Raw genomic sequence first — 26572 nt, 5'->3', positions numbered from 1 at the left:
CCTATCTATGCGTTATAAAAAAGCCAGTGTGAAGTCACTGGCTTTTTAGGTCAAATAACGATTTGAATTAAGTTATTTATATTATTTAATCTTTCACAACATCTCATATTCGATTAATTAACATCAAAGTGCTTTGTTTATCTTTTCAACAGAGTCTTTCGCATCCCCAAATAACATTTGGCTATTCTCTTTGTAAAATAACGGGTTTTGCACGCCCGCATAGCCTGTATTCATTGAGCGTTTAAAAACAATAACATTTTTAGCATGCCAAACTTCCAAAACCGGCATACCGGCTATGGGGCTTTTAGGGTTTTCGGTTGCCGCAGGGTTAACGGTATCGTTGGCCCCAATCACCAACACCACGTCAGTATCAGTAAAGTCATCGTTTATTTCTTCCATCCCTAAAACGATGTCATAAGGAACTTTGGCTTCCGCAAGCAGGACGTTCATATGACCAGGTAGACGTCCTGCTACAGGATGAATACCAAATCTAACCTTAATCCCTTTATCGCGTAATTTTTTGGTTAATTCATACACCGGATATTGTGCTTGAGCCACGGCCATCCCATAACCAGGAGTAATGACAACTGACTTTGCTTGAGTTAAGAGATCAGCGACAGCTTCTGCTTTTATTTCTCGATGCTCGCCATAATCGCTATCATTATCAATGACAACATCATTGCCAAAGCCACCAGCAATAACGCTAATAAATGAGCGATTCATTGCTTTACACATAATATATGACAAGATTGCACCTGATGAGCCAACTAAAGCGCCAGTGATTATTAACAAATCGTTACTTAGCATAAACCCTGCCGCCGCAGCTGCCCAACCAGAATAAGAATTTAGCATTGAAACAACCACTGGCATATCGGCACCACCTATCGACGCGACTAAATGCCAGCCAAAAATTAATGCAATAACGGTCATAATATAAAGTGCGGCGTCTGAGCCTCCAGCGGTAACAAATTTAATCATTAAGATAAATGAAATAAAACCAGCCACTAAATTAAGCTTGTGTCGATGTGGGAGCATTAATGCCGCAGAATCGAATACTCCGCGAAGTTTACCAAACGCTACCACAGAGCCAGTAAAGGTGACCGCACCAATAAAGACCCCTAAAAAAACCTCAGTCAAATGAATATTGACCGCGGCACTTTGCTGAATATGACTCAGATTCAGATGCTCTCCTTGCATTTGATAGTAGCTATTAAAACCAACAAAAACTGCCGCTAAACCGACAAAACTGTGTAAAATTGCGACCAATTCCGGCATTTGCGTCATTTCAACTTTCTTGGCCAAGCGCAATCCAATTAAACCACCGACAATAACAGCAGCAATAATAATCATTAGATTATTAACTTTAGGATCGATAAGCGTCGCAACTAGCGCTATGGTCATACCAATGATGCCAAACCAGTTCCCTCGTTCTGCGGTTTGTTGCTTACTCAAGCCCGACAACGAAAAAATAAACAATAGCGCTGCTATCAAATAAGCAGCTGAGATAAAACCTTGTGAGAATTCCATATCAGTTCCTTATTTTCTAAACATCTTTAACATCCGCTTAGTGACGAAAAAGCCACCAAAGATGTTAATACTGGCAATTAAAATCGCAATACCGGCTAGCACTTGCACGACAAGATTGTCACTCCCCACTTGCAAAAGTGCTCCGACGACAATGATCCCTGAAATGGCATTAGTGACACTCATCAGTGGCGTATGCAACGAGTGACTAACATTCCAAATCACGTAATAACCTATTACGCATGACAACACGAAGACGGTAAAATGTGATAAGAAATCAGCCGGCGCGACACTGGCTATCCAACCAAATAACATCGCGGCCAATACCAAGATTCCATATTTGATAAACGGATTGGCTGTTTTTTCTTCATTTGCCACTTGGGTTGATTTTGTGTCTTTGCTCTGAACTGCTGGTTTGCTAGGCGTTGCACTGACTTTTATTGGAGGTGGTGGAAAACTAATTTCATTTTGATTGACCACCGTCATATGTCTGATAACTTCATCATCAAAATTTACGTCAATCTTACCATCCTTATTTGGGCAAATAAGTTTGACCAAATTGACCAGGTTATTGGCATAGAGTTGAGAAGACTGATTGGGTAATCGTGACACTAAATCGGTATAGCCAATGATTTTGACGCCATCTGCATTGGTGACTTTATCAGGGACAGTTAGTTCACAATTTCCCCCTCCAGCGGCCGCTAAATCGACTATAACACTGCCAGTTTTCATTGACTTCACCATGTCTTCAGTGATCAGCTTAGGCGCAGGTTTATTCGGTATCATCGCCGTGGTAATAATAATATCAACGTCTTTAGCTTGCTCGGCAAAGAGTGCCATTTCAGCGTCAATAAATGCCTGACTCATTTCTTTGGCATAACCATCGCCACTGCCACTTCCCTCTTCCTCTTTAAAATCTAGCTCCAAAAATTCTGCGCCCATGCTTTCGATCTGCTCTTTAACTTCTGGACGCGTATCAAAGGCCCGAACTATGGCACCTAAACTTCCCGCAGTGCCTAAAGCAGCCAATCCAGCAACACCTGCCCCAATAATCATTACTTTTGCTGGTGGTAAATTCCCTGCGGCGGTAATTTGTCCGGTTAGAAATCGGCCAAAGTGGTGTGTTGCTTCAATTACCGCCCGATAGCCAGCAATATTGGCCATCGAACTTAACGCATCCATTGATTGCGAACGTGTCATGCGTGGCACCATGTCCATCGCAAGTGTGGTGATTGATTTTTGTTTAAGCTTATCAAGCAGTTCTTTATTATTGGTCGGCGCTATAAAGCTAATGAGATAAGCGTTATCTTTCATTTGCTCAACTTCTTCAAGTGTTGGCGCATTAACTTTAAAAACAATATCCGCTTGCCAACAAGCCTTTTTAGCAACAATAGCAGCACCTGAAGCGACAAATTCTTCGTCACTGATACTCGCTTTATTACCCGCCCCTTTTTGAATTTGAATATCAAACCCTAGCTTTATCAGCGCGTTTACCGCACTTGGCGAGCTAGCTACACGATTTTCACCCTTACGTGTTTCTTTGGGGATCCCTATGATCATAAAGCACCCTCATTCGTTGTTATTATTTTAGCGATCTCTATCGCCACATGATTAAATAGCCAACAGAAGTTGTATCATTAATAACCACAAAATCATAGGGATAAATAACTCAGTCTGGTCGAAATTGCGCTATTAAAGATACACTTTTCATACAAACACTTACAAAGTTATCATCGAAAATATCGCTTAACTGCGCTAGCATAGCGAGCGCAGTTTTATTTAGGATTGTGGCTAAAGGCATTTAACATCAGCACAGGAGGGAAAGTGAATAACGAAACCGTCGTTAAGGAAATAGTGCAAAAGTTTCATTACATTTGGCAAAAGGCAAAACTTGACTCTCCACTTACCCAAAAAAGTGCAGTATGTATCTCAACCATTGATGAACAGGGTTTTCCACAATCGCGCTTTGTCGATTTGAAAGCTGTAAATGAACAAGGTTTTATTTTCTGTACGGCATATGATTCGGCAAAAGGTCAGCAACTGGCCACTAACCCTAAAATAGCACTAACCGCATGGTGGGATCATATTGGCGAGCAGGTTAGAGTCGTCGGCGTAGCCTCAAAAATTGCCGATAACATCGCTGATAGCTACTGGGCTACACGTAATAGTGATGCTCAATTAGCTTCTTTAAGTTTTAAGCAAAGCCAAGAATGGCATCAGCAGCAATCAATGGAACACTATTTTAACGTGCAACAACAAGCGCAAGACAATCAGCCTATTGAGCGCCCAGCTACATGGGGTGGCTATTTAATCACACCAATAACCATTGAGTTTTTAACATTTAAAGAGAGCCGAGTACACACGAGAGAGTTATATCGCCAAAGCGATCAGCAATGGCATAAAAGCATGCTGCAACCCTAATTAATCATGAAGGTATAAAAACGTCAAACATCAAGCAAAAGGACTTAACACATGAGAACAACATTGCTCTTTACATTAGCCACTATGACTTCAGGATGTATGGTCGTGCCAGAAGTGGATCATTCAGCACAATATCGCTGTGAACTCTCTTCTGATAAGAAATATTTAAAAGTCGTCAACCTGTTGGAAAATGATACCAGTTTTTATCGATGGAATGATGAAGTATTGTCAATTATTACCATACCTACGTCGGCGATAGTCTCGAGCGTTTACGTTGCCGTGAATAATATCTACCATGTTGGTGAAAAGACAATAAAGTGTGGTAAATAAATCACCGGAATGTTTTTTATTTCATTATTCAACGACTTGGTAGCACTTAAACAAACCTAAAGTCACTTAAGTGCCAGAAGCGGACATTGAGCACCATAGTCTCTTGTTAGGTTTTACACTTCTTTCGAATTACATTTACGCCTTTATTTTCCAGCTGTAAATTCGTAGCTTTGTCTAAAACTTGTAAACCGTTAATAGGTAAAACTTGATTACCGTTTGAGACAACTCCTACCTTAGTTGGACACTCAGACCAACTAACGGAATTAACCAATGAATACGTTTTACCTCTCTCAGGTGTAAATATATATTTTGATGTGCATTCATAGCCATTAACGGGGTGTATTAAACCAAAAGCTACAAAAATAGGTTTTCCAGACGCCACTTTTACAGTTGCAGGGTTTCCTAATTTTAACTCTGTAGATACCTTAATATCTCCAGCGTAACCAAAGGTGCTATTTTCATCTTCGCGTGAACACAGCTCGTAAATAATTGCGGTATGGGGATAAGGGGCAAGCCCAAAACCATCTGTTTTTTCTTCAGTTTCCAGATGTAAATAGGCAATATCAGAACCTACTGGTTCAATATATTCAAACGAGGCTCCTGAAAAACTAGCACCTTGTTCAGTGCTTGCACACCCTACAGTAATAATACAAAAAGTGGCGAGAAAAAATTTTTTCATGTTGAGTCCTTTCTTTCCGTAAAACCTAACGCCACCATATGGGGCGCATAAATGCTTGGCTAAACTTAGCGACGAAGGAGCACAAGCCAAGCGTTTTGTGTCCAATTACCATAATGGCCTTGTTAGGCATCGTTTTCTTCTACATCCATTAATGTTTGCCCACCAGCCCAATGGGCACCAAAAAACTGAAAAATCCAAACACTCATTGTCTGGGAGCCATTGGAAGCAGAGGTATATTTATAAACAAAATCATCATTACCTACACTATTAAATGCCCAATTTTCTGACATCTTAACTAATTCAGGAGTAAGTGATTGAAAATAATGAGTCTTAATTTGTGCTTTGCTACTAAGAATTTCCCCAAAGTGATGGAAATATAAACCTTTAATACACTTCTCAATTGTCACTGAATGTGCGTTACTGTCCCACAAGCTTAAGTGTACTTCTCCTCGTACTTGATTATTTGCATCTAAAACTTGGGCAGGTTTTATTTTTGATATAAATTCTGCTTTTAGTTTGGTGTTATGGTCTAGTGTACGCATAGCCTGTTCATCATTCCAAACGTGCATACCAAGATGGACCTTAAAGCTTTCATCTGTTTGTGAAGAGTCGTTATTACAATTAAAACATGCGGGAACTGTAATTAGGTCACTTGGCCTTGGTTTCGGAAAAATTGACCGAGGAGGGACATGTTCCTTAGTTGTGGCATTTCTCTCACCACATAAAACGCAACGAGCTTGATTCATTAAGATGCCTAACGCCCCATTCAGGGGCTTTTACTAGTTGGCTAAAATAACGAACGCAGTGAGAAAAAGCCAACTGTTAAAAGTCCCTCACTGCAATGGCTTGTTATATTTTCTTTTTCACCAAACCTTGAAACACATATATTAATGAAGCTAAATGTATTAGCAAAACGCCTATTAAAATACTAGAAACAGTTGTAAACATATTAACTACTTTAGAGATGTAATTTTCCGTAGATTTTTCACTTTCTATGGTTGATTTGAAAACAGTAACAATCTGAGACTTGTTAAAAGGCTCTTCACTTTCAGCTTTTGCAATTGCTTGCTCTATTAAAGAAATTCGCTCTTCTAGATTTCTCGAGTTACTTTCTTCATATTGATTCTCAATGTAATGGGGAAGCCAAAGAGAAAAAGCAGAATAAGAAAACAGTAATAAGGTAGAAAGGCTTAACCATACTATTTTGGATTTATTAGAATTCAAACTCTCACTCCATTGAAAATATAACGCCTTACTAATGGGCGCATAAATGCTTGGCTAAAATTAGCGACGAAGGAGCACAAGCCAAGCGTTTTGCGTCCTTTTGAGTAACTTGTTAGCTTTCCAATTCTTCTACTTTTAAAATACAAGGAATTGGATAGTCGGTTTCTGTATTACTGTGCTTGAAAATGTATGTTATTTCTATTTTTTTACCTATTTTGTTATTCAAAATACTTTTTAGCGAGCCGTCGTAGCACCCAACTCCCCCAGACTCTATTCGTGGGCTAAGACGTACCAAAACACTGTCACCTATTTTAAGTTCCTCAACTGAGCTTAAACTCCATTTAGGTTCAGTATAACCTCACTTTTCACCCCAAAACCAATTATGAAGAGTACCTGAAACTTTCTCGACTTCTCCATTTTTTATTCTGAGGCTCAATTGTTCGTTTTCCTCAAAATGTCCGAACACACCGTAACAAATAATTAATGGGTACCCTATTGCTATTAGCAGCAAATATTTAGCTTTATGTTGGATTTTATGAAGGCCTAAGCTATACATCGTTACAGCAAACATAATTGCCATAAATATTAAAAAAAGCATAAGGGAAAGTGTTTTTAAGTTTTCCCACCACAAGCTAAATTCGTAGATATGCCCTCCGGAAAGCTAACGCCCCATTCAGGGGCTTTTAATTGTTGGCTAAAATAACGAACACAGTGAGGAAAGCCAACTATTAAAAGTCCCACACTGCAATGGCTTGTTATGTGTTTACCTGATATAAGTCAGTTTTTCTCTAGACTTTAAATAAGCACGCCCCAAATATAAAACTAAAGTTAAAACAATGCCCAGCCAAAAGTTACCAAATAAAGACAATGAACTAAAAGCAAGTAAAACTGCTGTAATCAACCAAGTTATGTAAAGCAAAGCTTGGAGAATCGGATTTTTGGCCTCCGTTATAGAGACAATAGCATGACAATGTTTACAATAAACGACGCCCACAGGAACGCCCACATAACTCAGAATAAGGCGAGCTCTAGAAATACTATTTTCTTTGCAATGAGGACAATCCATAACTTAAACACATAACGCTTATTATCGAGAAGTACACTTTTGCATTTTGTGTAAACCAAAATCAAAATTAAACGCATCGATAATAATATATTGATTTATATTGAAATATTCCATCACATTAATTCCATTCTTGCAAACTAATTGAAAAACAAAGCGAGACCTTATTTAACGAGACTTGCTTTACTTCCTATTAAATACTATAGCAGCCTTAATTTATAATTATAAATCAATAAGTTATTTATTTTCATAGAAACAAAGCGAGAACTAGAATATTTATTTAATAGGAAGGTAATCCTTGCTGTTTGTAAAACCCTTATTATACCTGTATGTCAGTACAGTGCGTTAAAAAGGTCATCCCAGTGGCGAAATCACCTTTTTATTGAGTCGATTCGAGAACACATTTCGATAAGCCTTAGGGTCTAAGGCTGAAAAAATCTTATTTCTATTGGATTAGATATTTCATCTAAATTATTTGCCGTGACTCTAATAATATTTTACGTCTCAAAGTTATCTAGGTCTTCATTAGATTTATCAACGTTCGTTATTCGCTCTTCACCGCCTGTCAAATATAAGCTGCTGCAACTAAGATTCTGTGCTCTTGATATCCTTTATTTCTTGTTTGGCCCTTTGAACTAGTTGCTCTTTCGTTTTGCCATGAGGCACTGGTTTTCTTGATTCGGGATCAACTTTTACAAAGACAATATCATCGGCAAAACAAATGGTTTTCTTTGTCGCTTTGTTGCGCACTAAACAACTAATGGTAATTGAGGTTCGTCCAACGGTTTTAGTTTCAAGACCAAACTCAACAACATCGCCTTTATGTGCAGGAGCTTCGAAACTAATTTCGCCAATATGCTTAGTAACCAAAAACTTGGTTTCTAATTGACATATAGCGTAGATAGCCGCTTCTTCATCTATCCATTGAAGCACTCGGCCACCAAAAAGTGAGCTACCATAATTAAGATCACTGGGCAAAACCAGTCGACGAGATAAAAAACGCATATGATTTTTCTTATTAATTAAAGTAACTTAGAGTATAGCGAAAGAAAGCCCATTGAGCACGTCTTGCTAATAGGCCTGGAATAAAGTTAGCTGTATCATCTTACTCTCTGCGTATTTTCTCTCGCTTATGTTCAACACGTACTTTGTTATGAACAGGCTTTACATGCTGACTGCGATGAGGTTTATGCGCCTTAGGCTTTACCTCCTTATTGGTTTTAGCAGTACTTTTTGCATTAAAACCTGCAGCTTTCTTTTCTCGCTGATGAAATTCTCGCTTTTGCTTGTCATACGCTTTCTCAGCTTTTCGTTGTTTACGAAAGTGATCTAAGTTAGGTTTCGACTCTTTATGTTTGAAGCGCGAAGCGTTGTTCTTATCAACGTTCTCTTTATGTTTCGAATAAGTGCTATGCCCTTTAGTTCGATAAACGTTATCAGAGCTTTTAGCTAACTTTTCTGAAAATTTACGCTGCTTTTCTAGCGAGTGATGTCGCGTTTTAATCACCTTCGTCTGTTCTTTGTTCAAGCGATGAATCGTCTTATTTGAGTAAGCTGCTCGACTACTGGCGTATTTCTTTTTCAAATGGCCGCTGCTATACGCAACGCCTTTACGGTGCTTAGGCTTATGATACCAACGCTTGGCATGATGGCTTTTAGCGATCCTTCTACTTGAGTGATAACGACGTGTTGAGTGGTGATCAACAACAATGTGATGATTGTGCCAATGAAAAGCGCTAAAAAAGAAGTTTACGCCAATATGCACACCAACATCCCAGTAAAAACGACCACGATGATAAGCATAGTGATGAGGTCTATGCCAGTAAACCGGTGGGTAATGTGTCCAACGCCAGTGGCCATAAACATCTCGAGCATCATAATAAGGTACATACACTACTCTTTCTTTAACGGGCTCAATGATAATCGTTTTGTGCTCTTTAATAACCTTAACATTATCCATTTCCGCCAAGCTACCCGCTTGTTCAGCTTGTTGTCGCAAGGTCTGAATCATGGCTATAACCTGCGCTTCATCTTGTAAGAATGCATCGCCTAAACTTTGCATCCAATCAATATCCTCACTTAAGCGGTTCACTATCAAAGGAAAAGGAAGTAAGGCTTTAATACTTGCATCCCAATCTTTATATTCCCCTTGTTTTATGATTTCCGCTTTCGATAAAGACTCCCGTTGTGACAGCCAACGCTCAGCTTCAATAACCTCGAGCGGATAAGTTGACGCGATCAAGATATGGGTTAATAGCGTATCTGGGTACAGTGCAATCGGTGCTAATAATTGCGCGAGTTCAGCATCAGAAAAAATGACTTCTTCGCTATCTTGAGCCTGTGAAAAGCTACTGAAAATGATAAACAAAAAGATCAGAAGCCATTTAGTTGGAGTAAGTGGTGTTGCTGTTATTTTCATACGTTCACCTTGCATATCGCAGTAATAGTTGACGATATCGATAGAGTAACCAACGTAAACTGAATTAAAGCTGAACAGTTTTGGCAACCAATGCCACGGTTTATTGAAATTGATAAAAAGAGAAGTGTACCACTTGAAATGGTACACTGTTTATGGTGTACTACCTTCGGTGGTACACTCATGACAAAGTCAAATTGGTTACTAAGATGATTCAAATAAATGCCGGAGATTCGCGGCCAATCTTTAAACAAATTGTCGATGAACTTCACCTAAAAATAGTAAAAGGTGAGCTGCCACCGGGAAGTAAACTTCCTAGTGTACGTGGCCTAGCAATTCAGCTAATGATCAATACCAATACAGTTGCCAAAGCCTATAAAGAGTTAACTGCCTTAGGTGTTGTCGAGTCAAAAAGCGGATTAGGATTATTTACTTGCTCGCCTAAACAAAGCGCAACGGAGCAAGAACAAATAAAACAATTAAATGAAGCCTTGACGTGTTTTATTGCTGATATTGCCGGAACAACTTTGGATAAAGAAACCGTTTTAGACTTGATCGATAAAGAACTCAACGAACTTTATCGAAATAAATCTAAAAATTAAAACAGGAAGAAACCTATGAGTGATTACGTCATAGAAACTGATAATCTGTGTAAATACTATGGACAAAAACAAGCCCTGACAGACCTTTCCGTAAAAATATCTGCCGGAAAAACGACCGCAATTGTTGGTAGCAATGGCGCAGGGAAATCCACTTTATTTAAAATTTTACTGGGTATTATGGCGCCATCTAGTGGTAAAGCTAAGGCGTTAAATTGCCCGACCGAATCGTTAACACCAAGCATTCGTGGCGAAATAGGTTTTGTTAATGAAGAGCATTCACTCCCCTATTGGATGCCGATTGACAAACTCGTTTCGATGCAAAAGGCCTTATATACAAAGTGGAGTGACGATATTTATCACAGCGTAATTGCTTACTTCAACGTCAGCCAAAAACAAAAGATTCATCAATTATCTCGCGGTGAGCGCGCTGGTGTTAACCTCGCGATGACATTAGCACAACAGCCCAAGCTACTTTTATTAGACGAACCTACTCTTGGCCTAGATGTTATCGCTAAAAGAGCGTTTTTAGAAGCGTTAATAACTATTCAAGACTCAACGCCATGTGGCATCGTCTATTGCTCGCATTCAATGGATGAAGTAGAGCGAGTTGCTGACGAACTCCTTGTTTTAGAACGAGGAAAGTTAAGGATTCACTCAACCCCTGATGAATTTGTTGAACGTGTTGGTGCTTGGATGGCAAATTTTGACCATGGCCTTCCTAGCAAAGAGCAACTTCCAGGCCTTTTAACCGTTAGTCGAATTGATGACGCCTATCAGTTAGTCGTGCTAGATCAAAGCGAAGATTACCAACAACATCTGCAAGAACTTGGCGCTTCAGACATTTTTAAGATACCCGTTAATTTAGAAAAAGCGATAAATAGCATTTTGGCTCAAAATCACGCTTGCACAGCATAATAGGAGAAACAAATGAAGCATATTTTTATTTGCGAGTGGATTAGATACAAAAAACTTACGGCTGTCTTAGCATTGCTCTACTTACTTTGTCTTGTGTTTTTAAACGCTAAAATTCCGCTTTATCGTATGAGTGAATTGGCCTTTATTTTATTGATCATTATTCCTAGTTTATTTGCTGTAGTCATCGGCGTGATCCAATTCATCCACTACAAGAAAATGAGCCACTGGACGTATCTAATCCATAGACCAATCTCACTTTTTAACATTTTTATTGGTATGGTGTTAACCTTCATCACCATGCTTTTTGTGATTGTTTTGGTACCGGTAAGTGTTTACTTGCTGATCCTTGATATCAACAATCCACTATTAATAGAGCCTAGACATTACTTAATTGTATTATATACCTTTCTGACGACAATGAGTTTTTACTTTGCTTGTGTCTTTGCAACCTTACACCCTAAAAAACTTGCTTACTGTGCCGTGCTGCTGCCATTTGCAGTGCTTGCTGCAGAAATAAAAGGCATAGAACAGTTCGTACCGATGGGAATAATGATGTTGGTGCTGTTCTTGTTAGCTTGGTCTACATTTAAAGTTAATTTACAAATCAACTTACGAAAACCGTTATCCGCGCTTTCAAGCAATATCCTACTTCAATACAGTATTTTTGCCGTGCTTAGCTTCATCGTTTTTGAAATTGGTCATCTTGGCATTAGTCTAACTAACAATAATCTGTCTTCAGAAGCAACGACTAACTACTATACCAACACTTACGTAATGGATGATAAAGAACGAATGCTATGGAATATTCATGGCGATCAACACGAGGAACTTTCAGCGCTCAAAAATGAAATAGCATTAGCTACTTTTTCTAGTTTCTCGACTGGTCATTTATCAAGATTACCTAAGCCTTATAAAAATCAACCAATTATGGACGACAGAGGCATTTCATTTTACGATAAAACACGCCAAGTTCGATGGAACTTTTCTCATCAAAATATGTTGTTTGTCGGGATGGACAAAAATAACAATTTTTCTGGCTGGCTTGGCGTAAATGGTCGTTCTGAATCATTAGCCTCTGCGGTTCCTTTTAATAGCGTCCCGTTGATAAACAAAGGCTACGTTATTCTTGCCAAAACGCTAGCTCAGTTTAATGAAGTAACAGAAACATTTGATAGCAAGCTAAATATCAACTCAGAGCAACGTATTGAATATTCTCCTTTGGTTGGTTCTAATTTCGTTGCTGTGATTTTAACCAATGAAATTCAAATATTCTTAAAAAGACAGTTTTTCAATAGCACACAGATCATAGAGCCCATTGCAATCGTTCCTATTACTGAATCGATAGATGACCTAAAACAAATCACCTTTGCAGAATTATATGATGGCCACTTAGTATCAATCATATACGGTACGACCAAGTATGGAGTATTTGATAGAGGAGCTGCCGATATCAAAAACGGCTATGTGGCTACCTATAAAACACTTTATGAAGGCGAAGTTGTAAAAGTGACTGAACGTCAGTTATCTCAAGGCTGGCCAGACTGGATGTACTATCGAGATTTTATGATTTCGAACCTTTACGCAAGCATTAAATTTGGCCTAATCAAAGATATCCCCGTGAAACTACCACTGATATTTCTTTATATCTCAATAGCGATAACCTTTGCTGTTGCACTCTTTGCCTTTGTATTAATGAGGCGCTCTACAAAATCATTGTTAGAAAAAACTTGTTGGGTAGTAGGCTCTGCATTAGCTGGCATCCCGGGCGCTATTGCTTGCTGGATGTTATCTGATTGGCAGCCAGAAGGTAACGACACCCAAACGAAAAGTTAGCTCAAACTTCAACTTATCTAAACGGCGCAATTACATTTGCGCCACTAACAGAGGAAATATATGATGAATCACCCAATCAAATGGGCGAGGATGCTTTGCGCCTGTTTATCACTACTAACCGCTGTAATAGCGATGAGTGCCAAGCTTGCTGCTCAAACTCTACCACCTAAATTGGTGAAAGCAAGCATCGACGATTTTTATCAACAACCCAGTAGCCATCAAGTAACTTTATCACCAGACGGTAAAAAGATCGCATGGATCTATGCCATTGACGGTAAATCTGTGCGTCAATTGAAGGTGTTAGATATAGAAACGAATAAGATTGATAGTATTCTCGCATCTCCTTTTATCACCGCTCCCATATGGCATAGTTCTAGTGAGTCCCTTTATGTCTTAACTGAAAGTTCGTTGCTGTTTATGCCAATAAATAAGCAAGATAAGCGCAAAACCATATTAAAATTCGATCCGACCTTAAAACAGAGGTTTTTTAAATACGATACGGCTAACGAGCGCATTTATTTCAGTGAAGAAGATGAGAAATCACATCGTATTTTTACCTTAAATGAACAAAACCAAAAGCAAGTGTTATTATCATCTAAACAACGAATCAAAAACTTCTATCACTTTCCTAACCATAACGCACTATTTTATACCTTAGCGTTTAACGATCACGTTGAAATCATGGCGCTCGAAAATGGCGAGTTACGCTCACTGCGCTCTTGCGACATGATTACACGCTGCAGTTTACTGGGTGTAAATATTGAACAGCGATACCTGTTTATCGATAGCAATGCGCAATCTCGCCTTGACGCGATTTCAAGATTAACAATCGATTCTAATGACGAAGTCATCTTAATGGTCGACCCTGAAGAAATTTCAGATAGAGAAACATCTTATATTCATCGTGGGCAACATGTATTTACTAGCTTTTTTGGTGACTACCGTCGATTTTATAGTCCTAATAAATCGTTGCAGTCATCACTTGATTATTTAACAAATCAATTTCCCGAAAAGAACTTATCTTTGCAATTGAATAACGATTTATCTCAATGGCTAGTGCAGGTTTCCGCTGGCAATATGCAATTACCTGACTACTATATTTTTAAATCGAGAAACGAGCATCTAACGAAGATCACCAATAAAATCGAGCTTAATTCAGTCAAAATTTCGTCTACTCATTTAGCAAAACCCTCGCCAATGACATACAAAGCGCGTGATGGTCTCGATATTCAAAGTTATGTCTGGCTGCCAAAAGATGTTGATCTAACAACAGCGCCAGTCGTCGCCTTTATACACGGCGGACCATGGACGCGCTTAAAAGGTGAATATGATGTGATAACACAGATTTTAGTGAGCAATGGTTATATTGTTTTTCAACCAAACTTTAGGGCATCTTGGGGCTTTGGCGTTGACTTTATAACCGCTGGCGCCAAAACCTTTGGTAAAGGTCCAACACACAACGATATCATTGACGGTATCGAGACACTTCTGTCAAAAGGCATAGGTGACCGTCAAAAGCTCGCTATTTTCGGACATTCTTTTGGTGGTTTTTCTGTATTAGGTGCGCTTGCATTTGAACCTGACTACTTTAAAGCGGGTTTTGCGTCTGCGCCTCCCGCACAAATGATCAGCTTTAATTCAGACAAAGAATTAAAAAAATCAGGACGAGAACGGGCGCTTCGAGGGTTTGACCGCTTACATCAAGACCGCGTATTTTTGTTTGACGAAAGAAATCAAGCAGAAGTCGAGCACATGTATTCTGTTTCTCCTGAAGCACATAAAATGGCGATAAAAGCGCCCTTGATAATTGCTGCAGGAGCAAGAGATCGAAAAGTACCTGTTGCGGGCGTAAAACGTTATGCATTGGCACTTAAGAATGCTGGAAAACCAATCAGTTTATTTATCGATAATGACGCCACTCATTCATTTAACTGGGATCCTACTTGGTCTTCACTCATTTATTTAATGGAGCGTTTTTTCAAACAGCATTTAGGTGGCACGCCCGTCGAGTCGAACGATAGTCACTATCAACAACATCTAAAGAAAATGGAAGCGTTTAGCAGCGACAACGTTAGTACCCTATATAACAATTTATCGAAGGAACATAGTGGCAGCTGAAATGTTCACCAACTTCAGGCTAAGTTTTTGCTTAACACATCAAAAACTAGCACAAACTTAGCGCCTAATAATGTTTGAGACTGGCTGATAGTTAACTTACCACTGTAGCTTTCAACGAGGTCACGGACGATGGCTAAGCCAACTCCGTGACCGTGTTGATAAGTATCGGCCCTGACACCTCGTTCAAAGATGACTTGTTTAACATCTTCAGATATCCCGCTACCATCATCTTCAATAGTAATATGTAGCTCTTCTTTATTTTGATTAACGGTTAGGTTCACACGATGTTTGGCCGCTTTATAGGCGTTATCAAGCAAGTTACCTAATATCTCTAATAAGTCTGCTTCATCTCCTTTAAATGATACTTCAGGCGCTATTACAATGTGACATTCGACCTGCTTATCTCGATAGATTTTATGTAAACTTGTAATGAGCTTATTTGCACATTCTTTAATATTTACGCCGACCAACCAAGAATTATGCCCTGCGCTTTGTGCTCGCTTTAACTGGTGTTCGATCGTATTGTTGATTCGCTGCAACTGCTCTAGCGATTGCGCGCTTATATTGGGTTCAGCCTGCAACACCGCTAAAGGTGTTTTCAAACTATGTGCGAGATCAGAAAGAGAGTTTCTATATCGAACACGTTGCTTTTGCTCTGTAGCCAAGAGTTGATTAAGCCTATCGGTGACTTTACTTAGCTCTTTGGGATAATGCTCTGTTAAACTGCTACCAACACCCTGTTCAATTTTTCGAATTTCCTGCTCTAAAGTAGACAGCGGATTTAACGTCCATTTAAGCCACAAAAGTTGCACAAGCAGAATCACAATCATTAAGATAAGCAAGCCAACAACAACTTGTTGTTTAAATGCGGTTAATTGGCTAAGAAACTCACTTTTATCTTTGATGATGTGCAGCGCCAGTGGAAACTCACTATCTTCGTCAGTAAAACTCACCGCATAACTAAACAGGAAATGCGGTGTGTTGTTTACCACTAAGCTTTTAAATGATTGTTCACCGACCTCAAGAACGAATGCTCGACTAGGTAACCTTACTGTCAATAAAGATTCTGAACGCCATACTGCTTGAGATAAAGGTATGTTGGGTAATGTTATCGCGGCATATAAACCCGATTGACTAACATTAAACTGATTTTCCGCCAGAGCCTCTGGCATGATCAAATTCGAATTTTCGACTTCTGCTACCGCTAATATAGAATATACGTAGGCACTAAGCTCATTCTCAAGGCTGGTTGACATGTGTCGTTGATAGGCGCTGACGATGATCATGCCAATTACCGGTAAAACAATAATTGTCATTAAAAAAATACTGAGATATAAGCGTGCTTTTAACGATTGTCGAACAACCCCAAACAAATGCTTCAAGGTATCTATCGCTAATTAAACCGTACTAACCGATACCCCTGCCCTCGCAAGGTTTCGATAAACTTCCATTGGTTATCTGGATCAAGCTTCTTCCTTAATCGACGAATAAACACTTCAATAACATTAGAGTCTAAATCAAAGTCTTGATCATAAATATGTTCTGTGAGGGTTGTTTTTGAACTGACTTCACCAATATGCAACATCATGTATTTGAAAATTTTAAATTCATGCGCGCTGAGATTCACGGGAGAATTGTTAACGAAAACTTCAGCGGTAGCGGTATTCAGGGTAAATGGACCATTGGTAATTTCTGTACTGGCTTTGCCAGCACTACGTCGAATCAACGCGTTAAGGCGAGCGGTTAACTCTTCGACATGAAAGGGTTTGGTCAGGTAATCATCAGCACCGGCATCTAAGCCATTGACTTTATCCTGCCAATGATTTCGCGCAGTCAAAATTAGGATAGGAAAATTTTTATCTTGAGCTCTTAGTTGCTTTACCACAGAAACACCATCTAACTTAGGTAAACCAATGTCTATGATGGCAGCATCGTAATCGTATTCCACCCCCTGAAATAGGCCAACTTCACCATCATCAGCAACATCAACAGAGTAGTTTTCATTCACTAACTGACGTTGTAACTGCTGTTGAAGCGCTAAATCGTCCTCTACTAACAATAACCGCATTAATTATCCTTTTTAATCTTGCCAGTTTTAGCATCAACTTTCTTTGAAACCACATGGCCATTAGGCTTTAATAACTTCACTTTGTAGTCTGATTTTTGCTTATTAACTTTAAGCACTTTACCGCCGTATTTCTTTTTTACGACACTCGCCGCTTGCTGTGAGCTCTTAACCGCTTTGGTTTTTGAATTGTTCTCTTGATATGCATTAGCCACAGCGCCAAATTGGAAAGTTTCAAAATTAGGTGAACTTATCCCGAAAAGAAAAACGAATACCGCGATGATTTTCTTCATAATGTACCTACACCAGAATCCAGTTACTTAAACGTCAGTGTAAAAGATAACTCGGTTTAAATAAACAAACTCATGCTAAATATTAACGCGATGCAGATGAATCAAACCTGAACAAAAAACATCTTTCCCGTTCAGGCTTAGTTCATTTTTATTCAGCTTTAATAGCCTTAACGTTATTGTTTAAGGACAGAAGCTATGAAAAACATCACTACCGCTTTAACACTATTAACTTCTTCAATTTTTATCATGTTGCCGGCACAAGCCACTGATCAAGAACAGCCAAAAAGTTACTCTGTTTCTGGACAGCATGCACAGAACTCAAAAGAGCAACGCTTAAAGGAACTATCTGAAAAATTTATCAACAAACAAGACGACCAGCAACAGAAACGAGCGACCTATCTCCCTCGAGAACAACACCAACTACTAAAGCAGACAATGGCTAATAAGCAAACTCGAAAAGCAATGATTTCGCCACAAAAGTCAGCCGCGTTTTATAGCTTCTCAATTTACGAAGGTTATGCGCAACTTATTGAAGATTATGATGAAGATGGCTATTTTCAAACATTTAGTGTCACATTTGACGCAGACGTTATTACTGCTAGTGTCTACGATGAATTTACGGTTTATGCAGATCTGTATTTAAGTAAAAATGGTGGCCCATGGATCCACTATTTTACCACTGACCCTTTTAATATTTATGGCGAAAGTACCGATGATGTTTACGAAGTGTATACCACGTTAGAACAAGGCTATATCACCAATGAATATGACGTACTGATAGATTTATATGAAGTGGGTTATGAAGACGTTGTTGCCAGCTATAGTAGCGATGATACTAATGACTTATACGCGCTTCCATTAGAAAGTAGCGATTATGACCCTGAATATGTCGTATACCATAGTGAAAGCCATGGCCATGGTGGCAACATGCCTTTTTCACTTCTCGCGTTACTGAGCTTTATCATGATATATCGTCGCCTGCACATGACTAAAACAAAGTAAAAGGTTAGTGCATGTTAAATTTTCCTTTAGCGGGCCCCTCCGCTATAGGAAATTTTTTATAGTAATTTTGGTTACTTAAGTTAAACTTAATAACATAGTTAACAAGCTCTTACGGAAATTGCGCTGATATGAACAATAAGACAAATGTACCTTTTTGGTTTACTTTAGCAGCAATTATCGCCATTTTGTGGAATCTTATTGGCGCATTTGCGTTTATCAGCCAAGTTAACTTAGCTCCGGAACAACTTGCGACCATGCCCGTAGAACATCAAGAATATTATAACACCATGCCTTTGTGGGCAACGATGGCTTTTGCCATTGCTGTCGGGAGTGGAGTCCTTGCGAGCATAGTGTTATTAATGAAAAAGCAATGGGCATTGCATTTGTATGGGCTATCAATTGTTGGCATTGTTATCCAAAATGTGCATGCCTTTCTAATAGCTGATGCTTATCAAATTTTAGGGCAAGAAAGTCTTATTTTACCCTCGATTGTTTTTACCATCGCAATACTGCTGTTTTGGCTTGCATTCCATGCTAAGAACAAAAATTGGTTAAGCTAGGGTCTGTTGATCTTTGTTTTATATTTGTGCTGAGTGATAAAATGACGTTAATCAAGGCTATAACTTAGAAGTTTAGTGAGCTAAATGATAGGTTTTTAACGAAGAGTAACGCCATTTTAGCTTCAGCCCTTCGGGCAATGGCTATTTTTAATACTAGCGTCATTAGCATTCGCTTATTTGGAATAACCAAACATCGCTCACGCTGCTTTGCCATTATCAAAAATAACCTATTGCAAAAAAAATAAACAAAGGTCAACAGACCCTAGCCAAAGCGAAATTAAAATAGCCGTTGTCGATATTTTTTTAGATAATAATTGATAAATGTTGCTTAGGTTGAATGACTTCGCAACCATTCAACCACCTCCGGAAAATGATCTTTAGCACATGAAGTACTGGTTAAAATATCAATGTGATCATAATCATGTGCATTGCCAGCTTGCTTTGAAAGTACATTAAATTTCGCTTGATTTAAGCCACATTCTTTAATAAAAACTTCTACGTCTTTTGGATTGCCAAGCACTTTATCTTTTGCGCCAGTAAGGTGCCAGGTTGGCGGCCATCTAAGATTCTTAGCTGCCTGATGATAATTAAATTGATCGAAATGATCATGCCAACGACTTGGCTTTACCCAGCGAATAGAGTCCCTCAAGAAGTGTGCTGTCTCATTCTCTGCGCCGATCCTCAATTTTTTAGCATTTAAATAGCCTGATTTTTTAGCAACCTTGGGTGCAACAATATTCCAAAATAGGTCAACTTTAAGTAGCTTTTCAAGGTTTTTGGTGTATATCGAACGTTTGGTTCCAAAGCATATTTGACTTGCTACGCGTTTAATTAAGTCTGGATAACGAATCAAACTACAGGCAAATAGCACTCCCCCCCAAGAATGGTTGATCACATGCACAGGTTGACGATTCATACTACCTACCTTTTCGATAAATAGCGGAATATCTCGAGTAATCGCTTCAAACTGGCCATGTTCAGGGTCATCAGCAATCGCGGGCGTGCTTTTTCCTTTCCCTCGAAAATCAGCGACAAACACATCAAAACCTTGCTCAGCTAAAAAGCATCCTAGCCCTTTACCTCGTTCAGTATAAAAGATCCGTCCATTCTCTATCGTACCGTGAAGCATTAGCACTGGTATGCCACCAGGTTGACACCATATATGACGTAAATGTAATAAATGGTGTTTATCCTCAATAAAATACGACTGTTGATTCATGTTAACTAAACTGGTCTGACCAAATAATGAAACAGTAGCTCGAAATGGCCTAACCTGCAACCACTAATACTTTCGCAATAAGCAAATACATTGTGACAACTTACAATTTAAACCGGCTAACGACAGTGTTCAGCTCTTGAGCGTTGTTGGTCAGGTCTTGACAGCGACCTTTCATACTATCGGCAGCTAATTGGCCTTTTTCGGCCATTTGCTTAAAGCTTTCAATTGTTGCAGACATTTCAACAGTTGCTTGAGTCTGTTCTTCAGTTGATTGCGCGATGTATTCGTTTTGCTCTTGTACATCCGTTATCTTTACTAAAATATCTTTAAATATTTCACTGATGTTATTCACTTGCTCTACCGTAAGGTGCATTTGTTGCTGGCTTGAATCCATTACAGATTCAGCTTGCTTTGAGCTCGATTGAAGGTTTTCAATCATTTGTTGAATGTTATTAGTCGACTCTTGAGTACGACTCGCTAAAGTTCTCACTTCATCTGCAACAACCGCAAAGCCTCGACCTTGCTCACCTGCGCGCGCTGCTTCTATCGCAGCATTAAGTGCTAATAAATTAGTTTGCTCAGCAACCCCTCTAATCACATTAAGCACTTCGCCAATACTTTCAGAATCTTGTCTTAATGTTGCGATAACAGACGTGGCATCTTCAATTGTCGACGCCATTTGTGCAATAGAATCGACCGACGTCTCAACTCCTTTTTGTCCTGTAAGCGCACTTTCACTTGCTTCTTGTGCCCGCACACTTGCTTCTTGGGCATTGGTTGCGATAGTTTGCGCAGAGTTTGCTACCGCATCAACAATGGAAGTCGCTTCTGAGGCTTTGATAGTCGAAGACTGCGAACGCTCCGCCGCTTGTTCAGTGATCACAGAGAAGTCCTCAATGGTTTGATTTAGGCCTTGAGATGAACCCGATACTTGAATAACTAACTCATGAATTCGCTCGACAAAGTGGTTAAACTCTTTAGCTACCGTACCAACTTCATCATTAGATTTAATATCAATACGTTTGGTTAAGTCACCATCACCATGAGCTATATCTGCCATAGCATCACTAATATCAACTAGTGGCTTAACAATTGAGCGAGTCACAATCAGTACAACTGCGGTAATTGCCGCTAAAATAATGATAATAAAAATAATACTAGTAGTTATTGATTGGTTAACTTTCTCTTCAACAAGTTGACTTGGTACCATTAAAGCAAGTACCCAAGTAAACTCTGGCTGAGCATTATCTAACTCAATGTATGTCACTTCTTGTTCAACACCTGCTAATGTAACCGTTGAACGTCCATTATGCGTTTGACTAATTAACGTTTTTAATTCGCCAAAACCTGAATTTCCCTTATTTTCATCAAGTAAACTCAATTGTCCGTTCAATGGTAAAGGTTCTTGACCATCTACAGGCGGCATGTACATTACTTCGCCATTTTTATTGATCAATAACGCCTGACCTTGACCTCGGTATTTGGTATTGCTAACGATATCAGCCATTGTTTGCAATAAAATGTCCATCCCTGCCAAGCCAATCAGTTCTCCACGACTATTTTTCAATGGAGAATAAATAGCAGTATAAATTGATTGGTCAATTGAATCTAAGTCCATTTTGCCAATATTAAGCGTATCCTTTTCAACAGCTGCGACGTACCATGAACGGCCTGTTAAGTTATAGCCTTCCACCCAATGGGTACCTTTCTCATAAAAATAGACCCCGGTACGATCATGGGCAAAAAATATCGATTTAATACTAGCGTCACTTGATGATTCAGCCGTAAATGTCTTAATCATATTATTGTACTGCTGATCTTCACTGGTATCGTGATCTTTGTCTTGATAAGCATCTAACCATTGGGTAAAAGCTGGATTTCTAAATAAGGTTTCTAAGCGCTTACCCTTTTCGGTGAAAAACGCCATAATTTTATCACTTTCAATTTGTACAATATTGGTTAGCTCGGTTCTAACGCTCTCACGACTATCTTGAGCAAGTGAGCTTACAACGATGACACTACTGATCAATAAAAGAATGGAAATAGAACCTAGTAAATAAACTAAAAGTTTTTTAGAAATTGACATAACTTACACTGTCCGAGGAGTTGATATTTTGAACAAATAGTAGGCACATCCGATGAGTTTGGCAATGACTTTGCTGTAACACAATTGTTTCTGTGAGATTTTGAGTCCTTAAAATGTTGTGGTGATGATAAAATATCAAATCGAAACACGTTGAGAAATTTTCAAACAATAGGGAGCGTTAATCTTTAGCAGATAAGTTTAGATAGAGTTAACGGTATTTTAATCACGGCACTAATGCTAAGCATAGTTGCTCTATGCGCAGAGCAACCATCAAAAGGGAAAATATAGCTCATCAAATCCACAGAGCAGGTTTCTAAAGTCTAACTGCTACGCTATTGCTAGCCACTTGAATAACAGCAAAACGCCATCTCAGCCATTAATAAAACCTTCACCACATACTGAAAATAGCCTTAAAAGACTAACAGACCCTAATTATTGGATCATTTTTTTTAAGCTATCAGCAAATGCAACAAACCTTTCTTTTACCGTACGTTTTAACTTAATATCAATACCGCCAAAAACGACTAAACCTTCGATAACGATTGTTGGCGCATTCGAATCAGCAATTGTCGCTGCTTTATCATCTACGCCACCAAATATACAAAAAGCTTTGGAAACAACATTTACATTTTCTGGAACGTAAATATTATTACCACCAAAAATGCACAAGACTTTTAAGGTAATTTTCTTTTCACCAAATTGGGCATCAGTAAAATCTATATCGGCACCGCCAAAAATACTTACCGAACGTATTTCTCGTGCAGCTGTCCATCGCCCACTACGATTGCTACCACCGAATACATTAACTAGATAGTCGACATCATCAATTTGCTCTGTGGTGTATTGAGGAGCGAAATCACGCCTTTTACTCTCGACATATTGACTATCAGTAACTTCCTCTAAATCTTCGGCTAATTTGGCAAGCTCTAGATTACTTTTGCTTGCCATTGCCGCATCTAACCGACGCTCAAACGCTTCATAGGACAATTTGCCATGACTGTAATTAAAAATCAGTTGATCTATGACTTCTTCTCTTACTTTCTCTAGTGGTCTATCTTCAATGACAACAGGCATACTCTTTCCTTACTCTCTATACTTTTCCAATGTACCGCGAATGCTTTCAAAACAAGCAATTATTACACCACGATAAAGATAATAATTTTAAGCTTATATATCAGCAAGTTAAAAATGAAAACTAAAACATTCCAAAACTAGCTTAGTTGATAAAACCAGTTATTAGTCTTATCCACTATTTTTTATTAACATCCTTCCCTATATATTTAACATAATAACGGCATGTTCACGGCGCTAGACTATTACGCGTAGTGTGTTAGCAAACACTTTAATAATATCAGAAATCAACTAAACTTGAGCTACCAGCTTAAAGATATATAAGTCGTCGTTTTGTATAGAATACTTCCCATTTTATTGATACTCGTGTCATCTACGCTAAATGCTCAAACGTTAATTACTTGGTTAACCGACGACAGCAGAGACTTGGGTGATTTATTATTAGATAAAACGGTTTCTATTAGCACAGACTCGGTCAACTTAGTGCTTCAGGCGTTGCCACAATACAAATTTGATCTTCAATATGCCTCTCTCGCACGGATAAATAATCAGTTGCAAAACATGCACAATGCTTGTGTCGGTAACCGAATAAAAACCGAGCAAAGAGCTAGGGAAAATATTTTTAGTTTACCGCTTAATATACACCCTAGCCATCGACTCTATTACTTAAAGGATAATGTCTCAATACCTGCTGAGTTGCTTAATGCAGAGGGTCAATTAACATCACTACAAAGCTTATTTGAAAAGCTACCATCGAGAGTTATCGGTAAAGCTAAGGGCATATCTTTTGGTAAATATTTAGATCAAGAACTGGCAAAAGTTCCTTTACGCAATATTGCTATTCGATCAGGTGATGATAGATACAATGCGATAAGTCGGCTATTTTTCAATCATCGAGTGGATTTTATTTTAGACTTCCCGACACAGGTTGAAGATAAGATAAAACAATATCGTCAAAGTGAAAATATAGTCGCATTAGAAATAGCCAATAACGACAATTATGTTGTCGCTCATATTGCTTGTCATGATAGCAATGTTGGTAAAAAATTTATTGAAGACGCAAATAAAGTCTTGAAGTCTTTGTATGAAAATAACTCGTTGCATCAGGCTCATATTAAGCATCTTCCACCATCAATTCATGACAGTTTCTCGACTTTTTTTCAGCAAACGACTCTAGATGCGACTAAAGTTGAATAACAACTATTCTTTACACTAACTACAATTAATTTGATGTGTATCAACACGCGATATCATTGTGTTGACAAAATAAGTACTAAACGCTTCAGGATTATAAATTATGTCTCTGCATGGACATGGAAAAGACGTAAAATGGCAAGATTTTCTTAAGTCTGGCAATCGAATATTTATCGGATCAAATGCAGCTGTGCCAAACGCTTTGATAGATGATTTGATAAAACACAGCCAACAACTCAATGATATTGAAGCGGTTCATATTTTAACGCTGTCCGAAAACGAGTGGGCCAAGGAAGAACACCAACATTTATTTAAGGTCAATTCGTTATTTATCGGCGGAAAAAATGTAAGAGAAGCCGTCGCTTCTGGACGTGCGGACTACACGCCGTGTTTTATTTCTGAGATTCCAACATTATTTAAAAATAATATCTTACCTCTAGATGCTGCCCTTATCATGGTGAGTCCACCTGATGAATATGGCTATTGCTCTTTAGGGGTCAGCATTGATGTAGTCTCTGCAGCGGTAAAAGCGGCGAAATATGTTATCGCCCAAATAAACCCTCAAATGCCTCGTACCAACGGACATAGTTTTGTCCATCTTAATCAAATTCACGCATGGATAGAACATGAGCAAGCCTTGCCTGAACTTGCTGAGCCGGAAATGGATAAAGTATCTGAGCAAATTGGTCAATACACGTCATTATTAATTGATAATGGCGCTACTCTTCAATTGGGCATAGGTAAAATCCCTTCGGCAGTATTGCACTACTTATCGAACCATAAAGACTTAGGCATTCACAGTGAAATGGTCACCGATGGTATTATTGATTTAATGCTCAAGGGAGTGATCAATAATCGCCGAAAAACATTTCACAAAGGAAAGTCTGTAGTCACGTTTTGCTTAGGAACGAAACGTTTGTATGATTTTGTTGATGAAAACCCTCACGTTGAATTCTATCCCTCAGAACACATAAACTCGCCAGTGAATATTGCCAAAAATGATAATATGGTCTCGATTAATAGTGCCATTGAAGTCGATTTAACGGGTCAAGTTGTTGCCGACTCTATTGGCTATCAATTTTATTCTGGTATTGGTGGTCAAGTAGACTTTATTCGTGGCGCCTGGTTAAGCAAAGGCGGTAAGCCGATCATTGCCTTACCATCAACCACTAAAGATGGAGAAATTTCGCGTATTGTCAGTCATATTACTGAAGGTGGCGGTGTTGTCACATCGCGAGGTCATGTGGGATATGTCGTAACAGAATATGGAATTGCTTCCCTTATCGGTAAAAGTATTCGAGAACGAGCATTAGAATTAATTCGCATAGCGCACCCTAAGTTTAGGCAACAATTACTAGAAGATGTTCGCAAGCACTATTGGGTGCCACCTTATCAAGAATCAAGCCCAACCTCTGTCCCTGAACTTGGGCCCGTTGAAATAAAAAAATACCAATTTAACAATGTCGAGTATCTGTTACGCCCGCTAAGCCCCGCCGATGAAAGAAAGCTTCAAGAGTTTTTTTATTCTCATAATAAAGAAACGCTAATCATGCGATATAACCATTACGCCCGACAAATGACACGTGAAAACGCCTGCAAGTTAGTTAGTGTTAATCAACATAAAGATCTGGCACTATGTTTTACGCAACAGAATGTACTTGGCGAAGTTATTCATGCCGTTGGCCGCTATTACTATATCGAGTCAAATAATAGTGCTGAAATTGCTTTTGTTATTGGCGAAACTAAGCGTGGTAAAGGAATGGCGACGACGTTACTAAACGAAATGATCAAAATAGCCGGTAAACGTGGGCTAGATAAACTAATTGCCTGTGTAAGGCGCGATAACGCGCCAATGCTTAAAGTTTTTGAAGCGGCGGGATTTAATCGTAGCTACAGTGAAGAATTCGACGAAATTCAACTTACATTACCCCTTTAGTTTTTAACTATTGATTGAAAC

At 38.8% G+C, this 26572-nt stretch carries 23 protein-coding genes; 10 read left to right on the top strand and 13 right to left on the bottom strand.

Translation table 11 applies throughout. The features are described 5' to 3' along the window. Positions 1-123: 123 nt before the first annotated feature. Together pntB and ACSLUH_RS10405 are read right to left on the bottom strand one after the other, a co-directional pair. Positions 124-1527: a Re/Si-specific NAD(P)(+) transhydrogenase subunit beta gene (pntB, locus tag ACSLUH_RS10410; protein WP_448566677.1), complete on the bottom strand. Its 1404-nt coding sequence runs from the start codon at positions 1525-1527 to the stop codon at positions 124-126. 9 nt (positions 1528-1536) lie between these two features. Next, positions 1537-3084 carry a Re/Si-specific NAD(P)(+) transhydrogenase subunit alpha gene (locus ACSLUH_RS10405; protein WP_448566675.1) on the bottom strand — a complete coding sequence of 516 codons (1548 nt, stop codon included), beginning with the start codon at positions 3082-3084 and terminating at the stop codon, positions 1537-1539. Between the two features lie 264 nt (positions 3085-3348). On the opposite strand from ACSLUH_RS10405, the gene ACSLUH_RS10400 reads away from it, so the two are divergent. Both ACSLUH_RS10400 and ACSLUH_RS10395 read left to right on the top strand, forming a co-directional pair. Beyond that, positions 3349-3945 carry a pyridoxine/pyridoxamine 5'-phosphate oxidase gene (locus tag ACSLUH_RS10400; RefSeq protein ID WP_448566673.1) on the top strand — a complete coding sequence of 199 codons (597 nt, stop codon included), beginning with the start codon at positions 3349-3351 and terminating at the stop codon, positions 3943-3945. Between the two features lie 51 nt (positions 3946-3996). Next, positions 3997-4275: a hypothetical protein gene (locus ACSLUH_RS10395; protein ID WP_448566672.1), complete on the top strand. Its 279-nt coding sequence runs from the start codon at positions 3997-3999 to the stop codon at positions 4273-4275. Positions 4276-4381: 106 nt separating this feature from the next. On the opposite strand, the gene ACSLUH_RS10390 is transcribed toward ACSLUH_RS10395, so the two are convergent. From ACSLUH_RS10390 to ACSLUH_RS10370, 5 genes are all read right to left on the bottom strand, one after another. Beyond that, positions 4382-4954, bottom strand: a complete 573-nt coding sequence (locus ACSLUH_RS10390; protein WP_448566670.1) for a hypothetical protein — start codon at positions 4952-4954, stop codon at positions 4382-4384. 122 nt (positions 4955-5076) lie between these two features. Then, on the bottom strand, positions 5077-5700 hold the full coding sequence (locus ACSLUH_RS10385; RefSeq protein WP_448566668.1) for a hypothetical protein: 624 nt from the start codon (positions 5698-5700) through the stop codon (positions 5077-5079). A gap of 103 nt (positions 5701-5803) precedes the next feature. Beyond that, a complete protein-coding gene (locus tag ACSLUH_RS10380) occupies positions 5804-6178 on the bottom strand; it encodes a hypothetical protein (protein WP_448566667.1) in 375 nt (124 codons plus the stop codon). 1648 nt (positions 6179-7826) lie between these two features. Further along, positions 7827-8246 carry an acyl-CoA thioesterase gene (locus tag ACSLUH_RS10375; protein ID WP_448566665.1) on the bottom strand — a complete coding sequence of 140 codons (420 nt, stop codon included), beginning with the start codon at positions 8244-8246 and terminating at the stop codon, positions 7827-7829. A 100-nt stretch (positions 8247-8346) separates the two neighbouring features. Next, complete coding sequence (locus ACSLUH_RS10370) at positions 8347-9660, bottom strand: DUF3300 domain-containing protein (protein ID WP_448566663.1); 1314 nt, start codon at positions 9658-9660, stop codon at positions 8347-8349. Between the two features lie 206 nt (positions 9661-9866). Between ACSLUH_RS10370 and ACSLUH_RS10365 the strand changes: the two genes are divergently transcribed. Genes ACSLUH_RS10365 through ACSLUH_RS10350 form a run of 4 tightly spaced genes read left to right on the top strand, consistent with a single transcriptional unit; the run spans position 9867 to position 15125 of the window. Continuing rightward, the gene (locus tag ACSLUH_RS10365; protein ID WP_448566661.1) at positions 9867-10259 is read left to right on the top strand and encodes a GntR family transcriptional regulator; all 393 of its coding nucleotides are present in this window, start codon (positions 9867-9869) and stop codon (positions 10257-10259) included. Between the two features lie 15 nt (positions 10260-10274). After that, the gene (locus ACSLUH_RS10360) at positions 10275-11174 is read left to right on the top strand and encodes an ABC transporter ATP-binding protein (RefSeq protein WP_448566659.1); all 900 of its coding nucleotides are present in this window, start codon (positions 10275-10277) and stop codon (positions 11172-11174) included. A gap of 12 nt (positions 11175-11186) precedes the next feature. Next, complete coding sequence (locus ACSLUH_RS10355) at positions 11187-13007, top strand: hypothetical protein (protein ID WP_448566657.1); 1821 nt, start codon at positions 11187-11189, stop codon at positions 13005-13007. 60 nt (positions 13008-13067) lie between these two features. Beyond that, on the top strand, positions 13068-15125 hold the full coding sequence (locus ACSLUH_RS10350) for an alpha/beta hydrolase family protein (RefSeq protein WP_448566655.1): 2058 nt from the start codon (positions 13068-13070) through the stop codon (positions 15123-15125). A gap of 14 nt (positions 15126-15139) precedes the next feature. Here ACSLUH_RS10350 and ACSLUH_RS10345 read toward each other — a convergent pair whose 3' ends face one another. From ACSLUH_RS10345 to ACSLUH_RS10335, 3 genes are read right to left on the bottom strand one after another with little or no spacing between them, the layout of a single operon-like run. Beyond that, positions 15140-16507 (bottom strand): ATP-binding protein, encoded by a 1368-nt coding sequence (locus ACSLUH_RS10345; RefSeq protein WP_448566653.1) that lies wholly within the window; start codon positions 16505-16507, stop codon positions 15140-15142. A gap of 11 nt (positions 16508-16518) precedes the next feature. Then, a complete protein-coding gene (locus ACSLUH_RS10340) occupies positions 16519-17193 on the bottom strand; it encodes a response regulator transcription factor (protein ID WP_448566651.1) in 675 nt (224 codons plus the stop codon). After that, entirely contained in the window at positions 17193-17483 is a 291-nt protein-coding gene (locus tag ACSLUH_RS10335; RefSeq protein WP_448566650.1) for a PepSY domain-containing protein, read from the bottom strand. Before ACSLUH_RS10335 ends, ACSLUH_RS10340 begins: the two co-directional genes overlap by 1 nt. Positions 17484-17678: 195 nt before the next feature. Between ACSLUH_RS10335 and ACSLUH_RS10330 the strand changes: the two genes are divergently transcribed. Beyond that, positions 17679-18485, top strand: a complete 807-nt coding sequence (locus ACSLUH_RS10330) for a choice-of-anchor H family protein (protein ID WP_448566648.1) — start codon at positions 17679-17681, stop codon at positions 18483-18485. A 128-nt stretch (positions 18486-18613) separates the two neighbouring features. Beyond that, entirely contained in the window at positions 18614-19045 is a 432-nt protein-coding gene (locus ACSLUH_RS10325) for a hypothetical protein (protein WP_448566646.1), read from the top strand. 328 nt (positions 19046-19373) lie between these two features. On the opposite strand, the gene ACSLUH_RS10320 is transcribed toward ACSLUH_RS10325, so the two are convergent. The 3 genes from ACSLUH_RS10320 to ACSLUH_RS10310 all read right to left on the bottom strand — a co-directional run bounded on the left by ACSLUH_RS10320 (position 19374) and on the right by ACSLUH_RS10310 (position 23424). Next, positions 19374-20264: an alpha/beta fold hydrolase gene (locus ACSLUH_RS10320; RefSeq protein ID WP_448566644.1), complete on the bottom strand. Its 891-nt coding sequence runs from the start codon at positions 20262-20264 to the stop codon at positions 19374-19376. Between the two features lie 100 nt (positions 20265-20364). Further along, positions 20365-22350 carry a methyl-accepting chemotaxis protein gene (locus ACSLUH_RS10315; protein WP_448566642.1) on the bottom strand — a complete coding sequence of 662 codons (1986 nt, stop codon included), beginning with the start codon at positions 22348-22350 and terminating at the stop codon, positions 20365-20367. A 432-nt stretch (positions 22351-22782) separates the two neighbouring features. Beyond that, positions 22783-23424, bottom strand: a complete 642-nt coding sequence (locus ACSLUH_RS10310; RefSeq protein ID WP_448566640.1) for a DUF1707 domain-containing protein — start codon at positions 23422-23424, stop codon at positions 22783-22785. Positions 23425-23754: 330 nt separating this feature from the next. On the opposite strand from ACSLUH_RS10310, the gene ACSLUH_RS10305 reads away from it, so the two are divergent. Beyond that, complete coding sequence (locus ACSLUH_RS10305) at positions 23755-24618, top strand: type 2 periplasmic-binding domain-containing protein (protein ID WP_448566638.1); 864 nt, start codon at positions 23755-23757, stop codon at positions 24616-24618. 100 nt (positions 24619-24718) lie between these two features. Beyond that, complete coding sequence (locus ACSLUH_RS10300; RefSeq protein ID WP_448566636.1) at positions 24719-26551, top strand: GNAT family N-acetyltransferase; 1833 nt, start codon at positions 24719-24721, stop codon at positions 26549-26551. Positions 26552-26572: the final 21 nt, after the last annotated feature.

Source organism: Thalassotalea ganghwensis, from assembly GCF_053485795.1.
This window is presented reverse-complemented; position numbering and strand designations above follow the sequence as displayed.

Bases quoted from the DNA above. Each gene is read 5' to 3' on its own strand.
- ACSLUH_RS10300 (WP_448566636.1), top strand. From the start codon at position 24,719: ATGTCTCTGCATGGACATGGAAAAGACGTAAAATGGCAAGATTTTCTT.
- ACSLUH_RS10335 (WP_448566650.1), bottom strand. From the start codon at position 17,483: ATGAAGAAAATCATCGCGGTATTCGTTTTTCTTTTCGGGATAAGTTCA.
- ACSLUH_RS10315 (WP_448566642.1), bottom strand. From the start codon at position 22,350: ATGTCAATTTCTAAAAAACTTTTAGTTTATTTACTAGGTTCTATTTCC.
- ACSLUH_RS10320 (WP_448566644.1), bottom strand. From the start codon at position 20,264: ATGAATCAACAGTCGTATTTTATTGAGGATAAACACCATTTATTACAT.
- ACSLUH_RS10395 (WP_448566672.1), top strand. From the start codon at position 3,997: ATGAGAACAACATTGCTCTTTACATTAGCCACTATGACTTCAGGATGT.
- ACSLUH_RS10385 (WP_448566668.1), bottom strand. From the start codon at position 5,700: ATGAATCAAGCTCGTTGCGTTTTATGTGGTGAGAGAAATGCCACAACT.
- ACSLUH_RS10325 (WP_448566646.1), top strand. From the start codon at position 18,614: ATGAACAATAAGACAAATGTACCTTTTTGGTTTACTTTAGCAGCAATT.
- ACSLUH_RS10310 (WP_448566640.1), bottom strand. From the start codon at position 23,424: ATGCCTGTTGTCATTGAAGATAGACCACTAGAGAAAGTAAGAGAAGAA.
- ACSLUH_RS10350 (WP_448566655.1), top strand. From the start codon at position 13,068: ATGATGAATCACCCAATCAAATGGGCGAGGATGCTTTGCGCCTGTTTA.
- ACSLUH_RS10370 (WP_448566663.1), bottom strand. From the start codon at position 9,660: ATGAAAATAACAGCAACACCACTTACTCCAACTAAATGGCTTCTGATC.
- ACSLUH_RS10330 (WP_448566648.1), top strand. From the start codon at position 17,679: ATGAAAAACATCACTACCGCTTTAACACTATTAACTTCTTCAATTTTT.
- pntB (WP_448566677.1), bottom strand. From the start codon at position 1,527: ATGGAATTCTCACAAGGTTTTATCTCAGCTGCTTATTTGATAGCAGCG.
- ACSLUH_RS10405 (WP_448566675.1), bottom strand. From the start codon at position 3,084: ATGATCATAGGGATCCCCAAAGAAACACGTAAGGGTGAAAATCGTGTA.
- ACSLUH_RS10340 (WP_448566651.1), bottom strand. From the start codon at position 17,193: ATGCGGTTATTGTTAGTAGAGGACGATTTAGCGCTTCAACAGCAGTTA.
- ACSLUH_RS10390 (WP_448566670.1), bottom strand. From the start codon at position 4,954: ATGAAAAAATTTTTTCTCGCCACTTTTTGTATTATTACTGTAGGGTGT.
- ACSLUH_RS10375 (WP_448566665.1), bottom strand. From the start codon at position 8,246: ATGCGTTTTTTATCTCGTCGACTGGTTTTGCCCAGTGATCTTAATTAT.
- ACSLUH_RS10360 (WP_448566659.1), top strand. From the start codon at position 10,275: ATGAGTGATTACGTCATAGAAACTGATAATCTGTGTAAATACTATGGA.
- ACSLUH_RS10355 (WP_448566657.1), top strand. From the start codon at position 11,187: ATGAAGCATATTTTTATTTGCGAGTGGATTAGATACAAAAAACTTACG.
- ACSLUH_RS10365 (WP_448566661.1), top strand. From the start codon at position 9,867: ATGATTCAAATAAATGCCGGAGATTCGCGGCCAATCTTTAAACAAATT.